At 69.3% G+C, this 13493-nt stretch carries 13 protein-coding genes and 1 riboswitch; of the genes, 3 read left to right on the top strand and 10 right to left on the bottom strand.

What is annotated here, in order from left to right; all coding sequences use genetic code 11:
- Window positions 1-326: 326 nt before the first annotated feature.
- The 3 genes from HY68_RS19490 to HY68_RS19480 form a co-directional block, all read right to left on the bottom strand.
- Window positions 327-1349: a C40 family peptidase gene (locus tag HY68_RS19490; RefSeq protein WP_041990610.1), complete on the bottom strand. Its 1023-nt coding sequence runs from the start codon at window positions 1347-1349 to the stop codon at window positions 327-329.
- A gap of 316 nt (window positions 1350-1665) precedes the next feature.
- The gene (locus HY68_RS19485) at window positions 1666-3030 is read right to left on the bottom strand and encodes an NYN domain-containing protein (RefSeq protein WP_041990608.1); all 1365 of its coding nucleotides are present in this window, start codon (window positions 3028-3030) and stop codon (window positions 1666-1668) included.
- A gap of 36 nt (window positions 3031-3066) precedes the next feature.
- Window positions 3067-3309 (bottom strand): hypothetical protein, encoded by a 243-nt coding sequence (locus HY68_RS19480; RefSeq protein ID WP_041990606.1) that lies wholly within the window; start codon window positions 3307-3309, stop codon window positions 3067-3069.
- A 140-nt stretch (window positions 3310-3449) separates the two neighbouring features.
- Here HY68_RS19480 and HY68_RS19475 point away from each other — a divergent pair, with 140 nt between their 5' ends.
- Both HY68_RS19475 and HY68_RS19470 read left to right on the top strand, forming a co-directional pair.
- Window positions 3450-4163: a rhomboid family intramembrane serine protease gene (locus tag HY68_RS19475; RefSeq protein WP_241778617.1), complete on the top strand. Its 714-nt coding sequence runs from the start codon at window positions 3450-3452 to the stop codon at window positions 4161-4163.
- Entirely contained in the window at window positions 4160-4441 is a 282-nt protein-coding gene (locus HY68_RS19470; protein WP_041990602.1) for an Lrp/AsnC ligand binding domain-containing protein, read from the top strand. The genes HY68_RS19475 and HY68_RS19470 overlap by 4 nt, the downstream gene beginning before the upstream one ends.
- Window positions 4442-4469: 28 nt before the next feature.
- On the opposite strand, the gene HY68_RS19465 is transcribed toward HY68_RS19470, so the two are convergent.
- The 6 genes from HY68_RS19465 to HY68_RS19440 all read right to left on the bottom strand — a co-directional run bounded on the left by HY68_RS19465 (window position 4470) and on the right by HY68_RS19440 (window position 11532).
- Window positions 4470-5843: an aminotransferase class V-fold PLP-dependent enzyme gene (locus HY68_RS19465; protein WP_041990600.1), complete on the bottom strand. Its 1374-nt coding sequence runs from the start codon at window positions 5841-5843 to the stop codon at window positions 4470-4472.
- A 39-nt stretch (window positions 5844-5882) separates the two neighbouring features.
- A riboswitch (SAM riboswitch) is annotated at window positions 5883-5999 on the bottom strand.
- Between the two features lie 102 nt (window positions 6000-6101).
- Window positions 6102-7169 (bottom strand): anthranilate phosphoribosyltransferase, encoded by a 1068-nt coding sequence (gene trpD, locus HY68_RS19460; RefSeq protein ID WP_041990599.1) that lies wholly within the window; start codon window positions 7167-7169, stop codon window positions 6102-6104.
- A gap of 181 nt (window positions 7170-7350) precedes the next feature.
- A complete protein-coding gene (locus HY68_RS19455; protein WP_041990596.1) occupies window positions 7351-8979 on the bottom strand; it encodes a cytochrome bc complex cytochrome b subunit in 1629 nt (542 codons plus the stop codon).
- Window positions 8976-10028, bottom strand: a complete 1053-nt coding sequence (locus HY68_RS19450; protein ID WP_041990594.1) for a Rieske 2Fe-2S domain-containing protein — start codon at window positions 10026-10028, stop codon at window positions 8976-8978. The genes HY68_RS19455 and HY68_RS19450 overlap by 4 nt, the downstream gene beginning before the upstream one ends.
- The gene (locus tag HY68_RS19445; RefSeq protein WP_041990592.1) at window positions 10025-10837 is read right to left on the bottom strand and encodes a c-type cytochrome; all 813 of its coding nucleotides are present in this window, start codon (window positions 10835-10837) and stop codon (window positions 10025-10027) included. The genes HY68_RS19450 and HY68_RS19445 overlap by 4 nt, the downstream gene beginning before the upstream one ends.
- Before the next feature lie 74 nt (window positions 10838-10911).
- Window positions 10912-11532 (bottom strand): heme-copper oxidase subunit III, encoded by a 621-nt coding sequence (locus HY68_RS19440; RefSeq protein ID WP_041990590.1) that lies wholly within the window; start codon window positions 11530-11532, stop codon window positions 10912-10914.
- A gap of 174 nt (window positions 11533-11706) precedes the next feature.
- On the opposite strand from HY68_RS19440, the gene HY68_RS19435 reads away from it, so the two are divergent.
- The gene (locus HY68_RS19435) at window positions 11707-12108 is read left to right on the top strand and encodes a hypothetical protein (protein WP_041990588.1); all 402 of its coding nucleotides are present in this window, start codon (window positions 11707-11709) and stop codon (window positions 12106-12108) included.
- A 24-nt stretch (window positions 12109-12132) separates the two neighbouring features.
- Here HY68_RS19435 and HY68_RS19430 read toward each other — a convergent pair whose 3' ends face one another.
- Window positions 12133-13422, bottom strand: a complete 1290-nt coding sequence (locus HY68_RS19430) for an Ig-like domain-containing protein (protein WP_041990586.1) — start codon at window positions 13420-13422, stop codon at window positions 12133-12135.
- Window positions 13423-13493 lie beyond the last annotated feature (71 nt).

Genomic DNA, 13493 nt, shown 5'->3' with positions numbered 1-13493 from the left:
TGCGGCGGCGGCCGTCGCCGCCGCGGCCGACAGGACCGTCACGCGTGTGGTCAGGACCAGGCCGGAATGTGAGGGACGCCGATGGGAGACCACGAGAGAGCCGCACTTCCTTCCGCTGTGCGCGCCGTACGCACCGGGCGCGCTCCGCGCGGCACCTGCCGCGCGGATGCAGACAGTAGCCGGGCGGACACGGGACGGCCAACGACCCCACCGGGCATACAAAGTGACGCCCCGCCGGAGACCAACAGGTCATCGGCGGGGCGCGGCGTCAGCGGAAGACGCGTAATTTCGCCCGAATGGGCGGGTGTCAGCGGCGGGTGAGCGGCTTAGCCGACGCGCACGCCGTAGTTGAACGGCATGTTGCTCATGGCTTCGTAGCGCACGTTCGCGCCCGGGTGGGGGGCGTGCAGCACCTGGCCGTTGCCGGCGTACAGACCGATGTGGCTGCCGCCGCTGAAGATGACCAGGTCACCCCGCTGGAGCTGGCTCGCCGAGAGGTGCGGGCCCGCGCCGCCCTGGGCCTGCGAGGTACGCGGCAGCGAGACGCCGGCCTGGGCGTAGGCCCAGCCGGTGAGTCCCGAGCAGTCGAACGAGCCGGGGCCCGTCGCGCCGTAGACGTACGGCATGCCGATGCGGGTCTGGGCCGCCGCGAAGGCGGCCGCGGCGCGCTGCGATGCGGGGACGGAGGCGCCGAGGTCGACCCGGCTGCTGGCGCGGTTGGCGCGGCTCTCGTCGTTGGCGAGCGAGGCGCGCTCCTGGGCGGTGAGGGTGAGGAGCACCCGCTGCGTCGCCGCCAGCTTCTCCTGGACGTCCTTCTTCTTCTGGCCGAGCTCCTTGCGGGTGTCCGCGAGGTCCTTGACCTTGTCCTGGGCTTCCTTGCGCTCCTGGGCGAGCGTGCGCTGCTTCGCCTGGATCTGCTGGAGCGCCTCGGCCTGCTTGGCGCTCACCTGGTCCATGGTGGACGCCTTGTCCAGGTAGGTGTCCGGGTCCGAGGAGAGGAAGAGCTGCACCGAGGGGTCGATACCACCGCTGCGGTACTGGGCGCTCGCCATCGAACCGAGGTTGTCGCGCAGGTCGTTGAGCTCGTCCTGGCCGCGGGCGACCTTGTCGCGCAGGGAGTTCACCTGCTTGGTGAGCTTGTCCTGCTGCTCCTTGGCGCCGTTGAACTTCTCGGTGGCCACCTCGGCGTCGTGGCGCAGGCCCTCGACCTTGGCCTTGACGTCCTTCGTGGTGGGCTTCGGGTCGGCGTGCGCGGCCTGGGAGGTCAGCGCGACGGCGGCGGCGGCAGTGGCGGTGAGCACAGTCACACGGGTGCGGCTCGGAGGCTTGGGACGACGGTGGGACGCCACGAAGGCGAGCTCCTTCTTCCTCAGCCGCCTACCGGGCAAAGGGGGACGCATGTCCCGGCTCCACATGTTCGGCTCCCCCGTGCTTGAGCTGAACTGCGTGGATTCGGCGGTGCCTTCGCCGACACCCCGGATGGGTGATCGACCGCGCGAAGGTTCGACCTGACCTTAGTGACCTTCTTGTGATCAGTTCAAATCCTCACGAGAAAAATCTTGATCTCGAAGGCATAATTTACGTACAGCACACGTTCAGTGATGACTATTTGACGCCATGTTGTGACGTGAAGCAATCAATTCGGTCATTAGCCGCAACAGTTGCTCAGGCGCGCGAAAGCCGCTTCAGCAACAAGGCGGACGCGACGGGCCGGGCGCCGGCCTTCGCCACTCCGTCGGCGACCTCACGGTCCGTGGAGACCACCACGACCGGCCGGCCCGGCGGTTCCGCCCGGACCAACTGGCGGATCAGCTCGTCCGCGGTGACCCCCGGCTTCGAGAACAGCACCCGCACCCCGCGCGGCGGCGCGAGCAGCACGGGAGCCGCCAGTTCGGCGCCGTCGAAGACACACGTCATCTCGGCGCCCGACTGTGCGGCGAGCATGGCGAGACCGCCCAGCAGCCGCAGCCGCTGCTTCTCCAGTGGCATCGTCGGATAACCGGTCTTGGTGACGTTGTAGCCGTCCACGAGCAGATGCGCCTGCGGCAGCGCCAGCAGCTGGTCGAGCAGCGCCGGGTCCGTGTCGGACAGCGCCCGCGCCGCCACGTCCTTCGGCGACATCCGGCCCGGCTCGACCGCGTCGACCGTGTCGGCGGGCCGCGCGGACGCGGGCGGCAGCGCCAGCTCGCGGCGCAGCCCCTGGGCCGACTCCAGCACCGTGTCGAGCAGCAGCCGCAGCCGCATGTCCTCGATCGAACGGCCCTCGCGCGCCGCGCGCCTGCTGGTCTCGACGGCGGACTCCGCCTCGGCGAGCCGCGCCCTGATCCGCCGGGTCTCGCTCTCGGCCGCCGACACCTGGGCGGCGCTCTCCGACCTGACGCCCTCCAGCTCCGCGTTGACCCGGCGCAGCGCCGCCTCGCCGCGCTTCACATCGCTCTGCGCGCTGCGCAGCTTGCGGTGCAGCGACTCCGCGTCCTTGCGTACGGCCTCCAGCTCGGCGCGCAGCCGCTCCGTCTCGCTCTTCGTCTGGGCCCTGGCAGCGGCGAGATCGTCCCGCAGCTGCTCCAGCTCGCGCCTGGCCTCCTCGTCGGCGCGTTCCGCTTCCGCCCGCAGGGCCTCCTCGCCCGCGGCGGTCACCAACTTCACCCATCCGGGGGGCCTGAGTACGTACGCGGCGGCGGCCACATCGACCGGATCGGCGGCCGCGGGCGGCGATCCCGCCTCCAGCGCCTCGGCCAGTTCGGGCTGCGCCGCACCCAGCCGCTCGCCGATACGCTGGCGGAACAGCGGGTCACTCTCCAGCGCCGCCGCCATCGCGTTGCCGGCGAACTTCGCCCGCCTGTTCGGGGTGAAACGGGCGTACTGCCGCAGCTGGGTGGGCAGCTCGGCGACGGTCAGCCCGCCGAAAGCGTCCGAGACCAGCGCGACGACCCGCCGCCTGACCCCGTCGGGCAGCGGGCGGTCGAGCACCTCGGCGGCGTCACCGTCGGCCGCACCGGCCGACTCAGCACCGCTTGCGGGCTGCTCCACGATCCGTCACCCCACTACCCCTTTCGGGCGGCTCCCTCAGGAGCCGGCGCCCGGCCTGTCCACCAGCTCGATCTGATCCACCGCGTTGCACCAACGGCACCGCACGGACTCGATGGTCTCACTGACCACCTCGCGCTCCTCGACCTTCGGATCCCCTGCCAGGTCCAGATGGACGTACTCGACGGCCTTCGACGTACGTGTCACGTCGAACCGGGTGAGATTGCCGCACAGGGCACAACGCCACCGCTGCTCGGAAGTCGGCTGGGGAACCGTCGCCATCGTGCCGTCCTCTTCTCGTCGCCCGCCACCACGGTTGCCCGCGGTGGCGTAACCCTACGGCCTTCCGCTTACCCACCGCCTACCCCGAACCCCGGCGAGGCACTCTGTACCGGTACGCCCCGGTACGACATGCTCTGTCAGTGAAAAGGTGGCGGACGACGGACGACGGCCCTGTGGTGACCTACGCCCTGATCGGGCTGTGCTGTCTGGCCTTCCTGGTCAGTCCGCTGTCCGGCTTCAATCCGGTGTACGGCAGAGGTGACGCGCTGCTCGCGGCGCAGAGCGCGTACTTCGAGCGGTGGGGCGTCATCCCGAGCCAGCTGATGACCGGGTCGCCGCACGCCCTGCTCACCCCTCTCACCGCCCTGTTCGTGCACGGCAACTGGCTGCACCTGCTCGGCAACATGCTGTTCCTCTACGTCTTCGGCGCGATGGCCGAGGAACGCATGGGTCGGCTGCGGTTCGCCGTGTTCTACCTCGTCATCGGCTACCTCGCGCTGACCGCCTACGCGATCGCCAACGCCTCGTCGCAGGAGACCCTGGTCGGAGCCTCCGGCGCGATCGCCGGTGTGCTCGGCGCCTTCCTCTATCTCTTCCCCAAGGCGCGGGTCACCAGCCTCTTCCCGTTCCTCTTCTTCCTGCCGCTGCGCTTCCCCGCCTGGATCGTGCTGGTCTTCTGGTTCGCCCTGCAGTACGTGGCACAGCAACAGACCCCGCCGGACGGTCCCGCAGTCGCCTATCTCGCGCACCTCGTGGGGTTCGGCGGAGGGTTCCTCTACGCCTGGGTGCGGTACTGGCGTACCGATAGAGTGAGGGCCCAAACCGGGGCCACCGAGGGAGAACGCCAACCGTGATCACCGCGATCGTGCTCATCAAGACCAGCGTGGACCGGATCCCCGAGATCGCGGAGGCCATCGCGTCGCTGGACAGCGTCAGCGAGGTGTTCTCGGTGACCGGGACGTACGACCTGATCGCCATGGTGCGCGTGGCCAAGCACGACGACCTGGCGGACGTCATCCCCGGCAGCATCAGCAAGATCAAGGGCGTCGAGGCCACGGACACGCACGTGGCCTTCCGTACGTACTCCCAGCACGACCTGGAAGCGGCCTTCTCGATCGGCCTCGACGCCTGAGTCCGCGCGTTCCCGCGCGCCTCGGTCCTTACGCGGCGTCGCGGTCCGGGACGCAGCGGCCGTCCTCGGTGCGGTAGCTCCACCGCGCGCCGTCGCGCACCAGCTCTGTCACGGCCGCCACGAACCGCTCCACGTGCTCGTCGGGGGTGCCGGCGCCGAAGCTGACCCGGATCGCGTTCAGCGAGCGCTCGCCGGGCGCGGCCTCGGGGGCGCCGCACTCGCCCGGCTCCTGCGGGTCGCTGTCCAGCAGCGTCCGCACCAGCGGGTGCGCGCAGAACAGACCGTCCCGCACACCGATGCCGTACTCGGCGGAGAGCGCCGCAGCGAAGTGCGAGCTGTTCCACCCCTCGACCACGAACGAGATGACACCCACCCTCGGCGCGTCGTCCCCGAACAGCGACAGCACCTTCACTCCCGGCACCTCGGCGAGCCCGGCCCGCACCCGGCCGACCAGCTCCTGCTCCCTGGCCACCAGCGAGTCGAAGCCGGCCTCGGTGAGCGCCTTGCAGGCCGACGCGATGGCGTACACCCCGATGACGTTCGGCGAACCCGCCTCGTGCCGGGCCGAGTTGGTGTGCCAGTCGACGTCAACCCCACCGTCGTCGCGGCGCGTGACCTTACGGCTGGCGCCGCCGCCCGCCAGATACGGCTCGGCGGCCAGCAGCCAGTCGGCGCGGCCCGCGAGCACCCCGGAGCCGAACGGCGCGTAGAGCTTGTGCCCGGAGAAGGCCACCCAGTCGACGTCCAGTTCGGCGATGTCCACCGGGTGGTGCGGCGCGAGCTGCGCCGCGTCGAGCACGATCCGCGCACCGTGGGCGTGCGCCGCCGCGGCCAGTTCCCGTACGGGCCACAGCTCGCCCGTCACGTTCGAGGCCCCGGTCGCACAGACCAGCGCGGGCCCTTCGCCGGTGCGCGCGGCCAGCGCGCGCTCCAGGATCTCGACGGCCTGGGCCGGGGTCCTGGGCGCGTCCAGGTACGTCACGTCGGCCACGGCGGAGGCGCGCCACGGCAGCAGCGAGGCGTGGTGCTCGGTCTCGAAGACGAAGACCTGACAGCCGGCCGGCACGACGGCGGCGAGCAGGTTCAGCGAGTCGGTGGTGGAGCGGGTGAAGACGACCTGGTCGTCGGCGCGGCAGCCGAGGAACTCGGCGACGGTGCGGCGGCTGTTCTCGAACAGGTCGGTGGAGAGCTGCGACAGGTAGCCGGCGCCGCGGTGCACGCTGCCGTAGTACGGCGCGTACGCGGCGATGTCGTCCCACACCCGCTGCAGCGCGGGCGCGCTGGCCGCGTAGTCGAGCGCCGCGTAACTGACCTCGCCGCCGGTGACCAGCGGCACGCTGACATCACGTCCGAGGACGGGCAGCGGGGCGGTGGTGGTGACGACGTCGGAAAACACGGACATGCCAGACTCCCTGGGGACCAGGACCCCACAGCAGAGAGGGGTCCGCGCTTGCCGTAGACCTCACTGCCTACGGCCTGGTCTTCACCCGGGGCACCCCGCCACGGACGGAGGGTTGCCGGACAGCAAGCCGGGGCCTTAACGCTGTCACTCATGACCTTGTGAAGAAGTCTGGCACAGGGTGCCGCCCAGCCTCAACCCCGTTCCACGTTGCGGACAGGGCTGAGACCGGGCCGGACACGACGGTCCAAACGACAGACCCTAGGCGCGCTGTGAGGCCGCCACCCAGCGCTCCAGCGTGCGCCCCGCGGCGCCCGAGTCGACCGACTCGGCCGCCCTCGCGAGACCCGCCGAGAGCTGCAGCGTGAGTGGGTCCCCCGTCTGGTCGAGGGCCACCAGCGCGGCTGCCGCGTTCAGCAGCACCGCGTCCCGTACGGGGCCCTCCTCGCCCGCCAGCATCCGGCGGGCCACCCCGGCGTTGTACGCGGCGTCGGCGCCGCGCAGGGCCTCGACGGGGACGAGTTCCAGGCCGACGTCGCGCGGGTCGAAGGCCTCCTCGGTGACCTTGCCCTCCCGGACCAGCCAGACGCGGGAGGTCGCCGTCGTGGTCAGCTCGTCGAGGCCGTCGTCGCCGCGGAAGACCAGCGACGAGTGGCCGCGCTCGGCGAACACACCGGCCACGATCGGCGCCATCCGGAGGTCGGCGACACCGACCGCCTGGGCGCGTACCCGGGCCGGGTTGGTGAGCGGGCCGAGGATGTTGAACGTGGTCTGGGTGCCGAGCTGGGCCCGCGCCGTCGCCGCGTGCCGCAGGGCGGGGTGGAACTTGACCGCGAAGCAGAAGGTGATGCCCGCCTCCTCGGCGACCTCGACCACCCGCTCCGGCGACAGCTCCAGATTGACCCCGAGCTGCGCCAGCACGTCCGAGGCACCGCTCGCCGACGACGAGGCGCGGCTGCCGTGCTTGACCACCTTCGCGCCGGTGCCCGCGACGACGATCGCCGCCATGGTCGAGATGTTGACGGTCTTCGCCATGTCGCCGCCGGTGCCGACGATGTCGACGGTACGGCCCGGCACTTCGATGGTGCGGGCGTGCTCGTACATGCTGCGGACGAGTCCCGACACCTCCTCGACCGTCTCGCCCTTCGCCCGCAGCGCCACGGCGAAGCCGGCGATCTGCACGTCGGTCGCCTCGCCGCTCATGATCTGGTCCATCGCCCAGGCGGTGTCCTCCACGGACAGGTCCTGGCCGCGCATGAGCGGGGTGAGGACGCCCGGCCAGGTGCGGGCCGCCACGGTGTCGCCTCCGACGGGGGTAACAGCGCTCATGCTCGCTCCTGGGGGTCTGGGGACCGGCGCGTGGCCGGTGCGACGTGGCCGACGTGGCGGCAAGCCTATCGGCGCGCACCGGCGGTGAGATACGCCGATGGCACGACCGAGGGCCCCGGCCGGCTCCCCTCGCGGGGTGCCGGGCCGGGGCCCTCGGTGGTGGCGACCGTCAGGCCGGAGATCAGTGGTGGCCGTGGCCGCTCGTGATCTCCTTGTACTCCTCGGCCGTCGGCTTGGGGATCTGGTTCCCCTCGCCGTAGTAGCCCTTGCTGAGCTTGACCCTGGCCTTCTCGACGGGCGAGACCTTGCGCTCGACACCGTTCTCGTCGGTCGTCGGGCCGATCTCGTCCGGCGTGTACTGCTCGTGCGCCGTGAGCTTGTACAGGTCGCCCTGGGCGAGCGGCGTGTGCACCTCGACGAACTCGCCGTGCGGCAGCCGCTTGATGACACCGGACTCGCGTCCGTGCAGCACCTTCTCGGCGTCCCTGCGCTGGAGTCCGATGCAGATCCGCTTGGTGAGGATGAACACCAGGACCGGGGCGACGAAGAACGCGATCCGGATGAACCAGGTGATCGTGTTGATCGACAGATGGAAGTGCGTGGCGACGAGGTCGTTGCCACCACCGACCAGCAGGATCATGTACCAGGTGATCCAGGCGACACCGAAGGCGGTACGCGTCGGGGCGTTGCGCGGCCGGTCCAGGATGTGGTGCTCGCGCTTGTCGCCGGTGACCCAGGACTCGATGAACGGGTAGACGGCGATGGCGGTGAGCACCAGCGGCAGGAGCAGCAGCGGGATGAACACGCCCAGCACGAGCGTGTGTCCGGCGAAGTTGATCTCCCAGCCTGGCATCGCTCGGATCAGGCCTTCCGGCATGCCCATGTACCAGTCGGGCTGGGCGCCGGTGGAGACCTGGTCGGGCCGGTAGGGGCCGATGGCCCAGATCGGGTTGACCGAGGCGATCGCGGCGACGATGGCGATGACACCGAAGACCAGGAAGAAGAACCCGCCGGCCTTGGCCATGTAGACGGGGAGCAGCGGCATGCCGACGACGTTCTTGTTGGACTTGCCGGGGCCCGCGTACTGGGTGTGCTTGTGGTAGACGACCAGGATCAGGTGACCCACGATCAGGCCGAGCATGATGCCGGGCAGCAGCAGGATGTGGACCGAGTAGAACCGGGCCACGAAGTCGCCGCCGGGGAACTCCCCGCCGAAGATGAACGTCGAGAGGTACGAGCCGACGATCGGGACGGAGAGGATCGCGCCGTCCACGAACCGGACGCCGGTGCCGGAGAGCAGGTCGTCCGGGAGGGAGTAGCCGGTGAAGCCGGTGAACATACCGAGGACGAACAGCAGGAAGCCGAACATCCAGTTGATCTCACGGGGCTTGCGGAAGGCGCCCGTGAAGAACACGCGCATCATGTGCACGAACATGCCGGCGAGGAAGATCAGCGCCGCCCAGTGGTGGATCTGCCGGATCAGCAGACCGCCACGGACGTCGAAGCTGATGTGGAGCGTCGAGTTGAACGCCTCCGACATCCGGATGCCCTGCAGCGGGACGTAACTGCCGTGGTACACCACCTCGTTCATCGACGGGTGGAAGAACAGCGTCAGATACACACCCGTGAGGATGATGATGATGAAGCTGTAGAGGCAGATCTCCCCGAGCATGAAGGACCAGTGGTCCGGGAAGATCTTGCGCATGTTGGACTTGGCGAGGGAGTAGATCCCCAGCCTGCCGTCGGCCCAGTCGGCGATCTTCTCGCCCGCCGGCGCCGTGCGGTTCGTCTCGTCCGTCGCAGTACTCATCCGCGCTCCCAGAAGGCAGGACCGACAGGCTCGTCGAAGTCGCCGAGTGCTTGCAGGTTGCCCTCGCTGTTCACGCCGATCCGCAGCTGCGGAAGTGCGTGGCCGGCCGGGCCGAAGAGCACACGCGCGCCGTCGGCGAGGTCGAAGGTGGACTGGTGGCACGGGCAGAGCACGTGGTGTGTCTGCTGCTCGTACAGGCTGATCGGGCAGCCGACGTGGGTGCAGATCTTCGAGTAGGCCACGATTCCCTCGTGGGACCACTCGAGCTCGCGCTTGTCCTTGATCTCGTCCGGCTGGATCCGCACGATCATCAGGGCCGCCTTGGCGATCTCCTTCTGGAACTCTTCCTGGTCCTCACTGAGCCCCTCCGGCATGGCGAAGGTCAGCGAGCCCACGGCGACGTCCTCGGGGCGCAGCGGCAGATTCGTGTTCATGTTGATGAGCTGCTTGCCCTTGGCCCACAGCGTGACCCGGAACTTCTTCTCGGGCAGCGGACCGAGGTCGCGCAGCAGCACCACACCGGCGAGCGGCACGACGGCCAGCGCACCGAACATGGTGGTACGGATCAGCTTGCGCCTGCCGAGGGCCGATTCCCGGGCGCCGGCCGCGAAGTCCCGCAGGACCTGCGCCTTGACCTCGGGCGACGCCTCGATCGGGTGGCGGTCGTCGGCGATCTCCTCGTCCGACATCAGCGTCCTGGCCCAGTGGACGGCGCCGGCGCCGATGCACAGCAGTGCGACACCCAGCGTCAGGCCCAGCGAGAAGTTCAGGATGCTGACGTGACCGAACGGGAAGATGTACTCGATCTTGTCGACCGGGAAGATCACGTAGCACGCGATGAATCCGACCGTCGCCAGGATCGACAGCACGAACAGGAAGGCGACGACGCGCTCGGACCGGTCGGCCGCCCGCTCGTCGATGTCCTGTACCCGCGGTTGGTGGGCCGGCAGGCCCGGGTCGGCGAAGGGGTCCTTCGCCGTCACCACCTCGCTGTGCGAGGTCTCCTGCGCACTCGGCAGGTTCTCTTCTGGAATCTCTTGGCTACTCATGACTTCTTGGCCTTAGCGGTGTGGGCCGCAACCCAGATGGCACCTGCGATGAGCGCACCCAGACCGAAGATCCAGGCGAACAGTCCCTCACTGACGGGGCCGAGGCCACCGAGCGAGAGGCCGCCGGGGCTCTCGGCCTCCGCGCCGTTCACCGACTTGATGTACGCGATGATGTCCTGCTTCTGCTGCTCGGGCATCGTCGTGTCGGGGAAGGACGGCATGTTCTGCGGGCCGGTCTGCATGGCCTCGTAGATGTGCTTGGGGTCGACACCGTCGAGGTTGGGGGCGACCTTCCCGTGTGTCAGGGCGCCGCCCTCACCGGTGAAGTTGTGGCACTGCGTGCAGTTCGTACGGAACAGTTCGCCGCCCTTGGCGATGTCGGCGCCCGCGGGGCTGTACTCCTTGGACGTCGGCACGCTCGGGCCGGCGCCGAGGGAGGCCACGTACGCGGCGAGCGCGTCGATCTCCTTCTGCGAGTAGATGACCTTCTTCGCCGGCACCTGGGCACCGGGCTGCTGGGCGGGCATCCGGCCGGTGCCGACCTGGAAGTCCACGGCGGACGCGCCGACGCCTACCAGGCTGGGACCGTCGGAACTGCCCTGACCGCCCATTCCGTGGCAGCTCGCGCAGCCGACGGCGAACAGCTTCTTGCCCTCGGTGATCTTGGCGGTGGACTGGGAGCCCGCCTGGGCCTGGGCCTTGTCAGCGGGCGCGAACGCGGCATACAGCCCCCCGGTGGCCGCCAGCGCGAGGAGTAGGACGACGACCGCCGCCAGCGGATGGCGTCGTCGTGCGGAGAGCTTTTTCACGGATTACCCCGGTGTCAGGATCTTCAGCGTCGGTGCTTCTGGACTGTGTGCGAGCGCGTCGGGCGCTCTGCCCGCTACTTGATCAGATAGATCGTGGCGAAAAGGCCGATCCAGACGACATCGACGAAGTGCCAGTAGTAGGACACGACGATGGCGGCGGTTGCCTGCTCATGGGTGAATCTCTTCGCCGCGTACGTCCTGCCGAGGACGAACAGGAACGCGATGAGACCCCCTGTCACGTGCATCCCGTGGAAGCCGGTGGTCAGGTAGAACACCGAGCCGTACGGGTCGGACGACAGCGAGAGGCCGTCGTTCTTGACCAGCTCCGTGTACTCGAAGATCTGACCGCCGATGAAGATCGCGCCCATCACGAAGGTGATCGAGAACCAGGTGCGGAGCTTCTTCACGTCACCCCGCTCGGCGGCGAAGACGCCGAGCTGGCAGGTGAGGGAGGAGAGCACCAGGATCGTGGTGTTCGTAGCCGAGAACGGAACGTTCAGGCTCGACGCCACTTCCTTCCAGTGCGTATCGCCCGTCACCGATCGAAGGGTGAAGTACATCGCGAAGAGGGCCGCGAAGAACATCAGCTCGGAACTCAACCAGATGATGGTTCCGACGCTGGTGAGGTTCGGCCGATTGACCGACGGGTGCGCGTGCCCGGTTTCTACTGTCGTTGCTGTCGCCACGACCGACATTATGTCGGTCGCTTATCCCGCCCTCACTCCCGGGGGTGCTCTTCGGTGTGTCCATGGCCCGTGTCCTGCCCGAACAGCCCAGTGGAGTGCTGTCATTCCCCGTGCAGAACCCGTGCTGACACGCTGTCCGACGGAGTAGCATCCGCCCATCGGTACTGATGTGACGGAGGAAAAATGCAGCCGACTGCCACGGTGCTGGTCTACAGCGACAACGCGAACACCCGCGAGCAGGTGCGGCTGGCGGCGGGCCGCAGGCCCGCTGCGGACGTGCCCCCGGTCAAGTTCCTGGAGTGCGCGACTCTGCACGCGGTCCTCAAGGAACTCGACAAGGGCGGCATCGACGTCTGTGTGCTGGACGGGGAGACCGTGCCCGCCGGCGGGATGGGTGTCTGCCGGCAGATCAAGGACGAGATCTTCAACTGCCCGCCCGTGCTGCTGCTGATGGGCCGCCCCCAGGACGCCTGGCTGGCCACCTGGAGCCGCGCGGAGGCCGCGGTGACCCTCCCGGTCGAACCGGTCGGTTTCGCGGACACACTGGCCTCCCTGCTGCGCCGCAGGCTCGCCGTGGGCGCCTGACGGCCTGTTCGCGCACGGCGGCGGTCAGAGCTGGGGCCGCAGCCGGGCCGGGTCGGCGGGGCCGGTGGCACCGTCCGCGGTGGCCGCCCCGCTGCCGGCCGACGCCTGCAACACGCTGCCCTGGGTCCACTTGTTCCAGGGCATGTTCCAGTCGCCGAAGCCGTTCCCGAAAGATTCCATCGTGTGGCCGTCGCTGTTGACGACCTTCACGATGTCGCCGGGCCGGACGGTGTTGAAGAACCACTCGGCGTTGTCGGTCGACATGCCGACACAGCCGTGGCTGACGTTGGCCGAGCCCTGCGAGCCGACCGACCAGGGCGCCGCGTGCACGTACTCACCGCTCCAGGTGAGCCGGGTCGCCCAGTGGACGGGCAGGTCGTAGGACTCGCTGCTGCCCGCCGAGATGCCGACGGTGCTGCTGCGCATCTGGACGAACGCCTCCTTGCCCAGGACGACCTTGACGCCGTTGCGGGTGTCGAAGCCGGGCTTGCCCGTGGTCACCGGGATGCTGTTGATCTCCTTGCCGTCGCGCAGCACCGTCATGGTGTGCGAGGCGGCGTCGGTGATGGCTTCGAGCCGGTCGCCGGTGGTGAGCCTGAGCGGCTTGGCAGCGCCGCCGTACAGCTTGTCGGCGACCTTCACGCCCTCCAGGGTGCTGGTGGCGGTGACCGTCGCGTGGGCCGGCCAGTACTCCTTGGGCCTGAAGTGCAGGTTCTTGTCGTCCACCCAGTGCCAGCCGCCTTCGACCGCGGGGGTGGAGCGGACCTTCAGGGAGCGCTCGACGACGGCCCTGGCCGCCTTGGACTTGACCGGCGCGCTCAGTACGGCGGTGACCGGCTGGCCGACGCCGTACTCCCCCGCGTCGGGGCCGAAGGTGACCTTGAGCTGCTTCTTGCCGGGCGCTGTCGCCGTCTGGAAGCTGTACGTACGGGCGCCGGGGGCGCCGTCGTCGTCCTCCGTGGCGATCTTGACGGTGTAGTGGGTGCCGGCGGTCAGCGGCGCCGTGGAGTGCCAGCGGGAGCCGTCGGCGGCCAGTTCGCCCTTGAGGTAGTGGCCGGCCGTGTCGGTGGCCGTGACGTCGGTGATGCGGCCGTCACCGCCCTTGGCGGTGATCTCCAGCGGCTTGTCGAGGCCGACGAGGTCGCCCTTCGACGTGCCGCCCGGGGCGTGGAAGGAGATCTGGTCGGCTGCGTCGAACGGGTCGGCGGAGAGCGGGCTGCTGTCGCTGCCGGCGCACGCGGCCGCGCCCGCCCCGAGGGACACGACCAGCAGGGTGCAGCTGACAACGGTGCGGAAGCGTGGCGTGTGGTTCATGTGTCACACGGTATGAAGGTTCATCAGCCACAGCGCGATGAGTGTGGCAAACGGGGGGCCCCGACACTCCG

The organism is Streptomyces sp. AcH 505 (genome assembly GCF_000818175.1).
GTDB lineage: Bacteria > Actinomycetota > Actinomycetes > Streptomycetales > Streptomycetaceae > Streptomyces.
Note: the sequence above shows the minus strand (reverse complement) of the source record. Positions and strands in the feature narration are given on the sequence as shown.

Bases quoted from the DNA above. Each gene is read 5' to 3' on its own strand.
- HY68_RS19480 (WP_041990606.1), bottom strand. From the start codon at position 3,309: ATGGCGACGGTTCCCCAGCCGACTTCCGAGCAGCGGTGGCGTTGTGCC.
- trpD (WP_041990599.1), bottom strand. From the start codon at position 7,169: ATGAGCGCTGTTACCCCCGTCGGAGGCGACACCGTGGCGGCCCGCACC.
- HY68_RS19465 (WP_041990600.1), bottom strand. From the start codon at position 5,843: ATGTCCGTGTTTTCCGACGTCGTCACCACCACCGCCCCGCTGCCCGTC.
- HY68_RS19450 (WP_041990594.1), bottom strand. From the start codon at position 10,028: ATGAGTAGCCAAGAGATTCCAGAAGAGAACCTGCCGAGTGCGCAGGAG.
- HY68_RS19430 (WP_041990586.1), bottom strand. From the start codon at position 13,422: ATGAACCACACGCCACGCTTCCGCACCGTTGTCAGCTGCACCCTGCTG.
- HY68_RS19440 (WP_041990590.1), bottom strand. From the start codon at position 11,532: ATGTCGGTCGTGGCGACAGCAACGACAGTAGAAACCGGGCACGCGCAC.
- HY68_RS19435 (WP_041990588.1), top strand. From the start codon at position 11,707: ATGCAGCCGACTGCCACGGTGCTGGTCTACAGCGACAACGCGAACACC.
- HY68_RS19455 (WP_041990596.1), bottom strand. From the start codon at position 8,979: ATGAGTACTGCGACGGACGAGACGAACCGCACGGCGCCGGCGGGCGAG.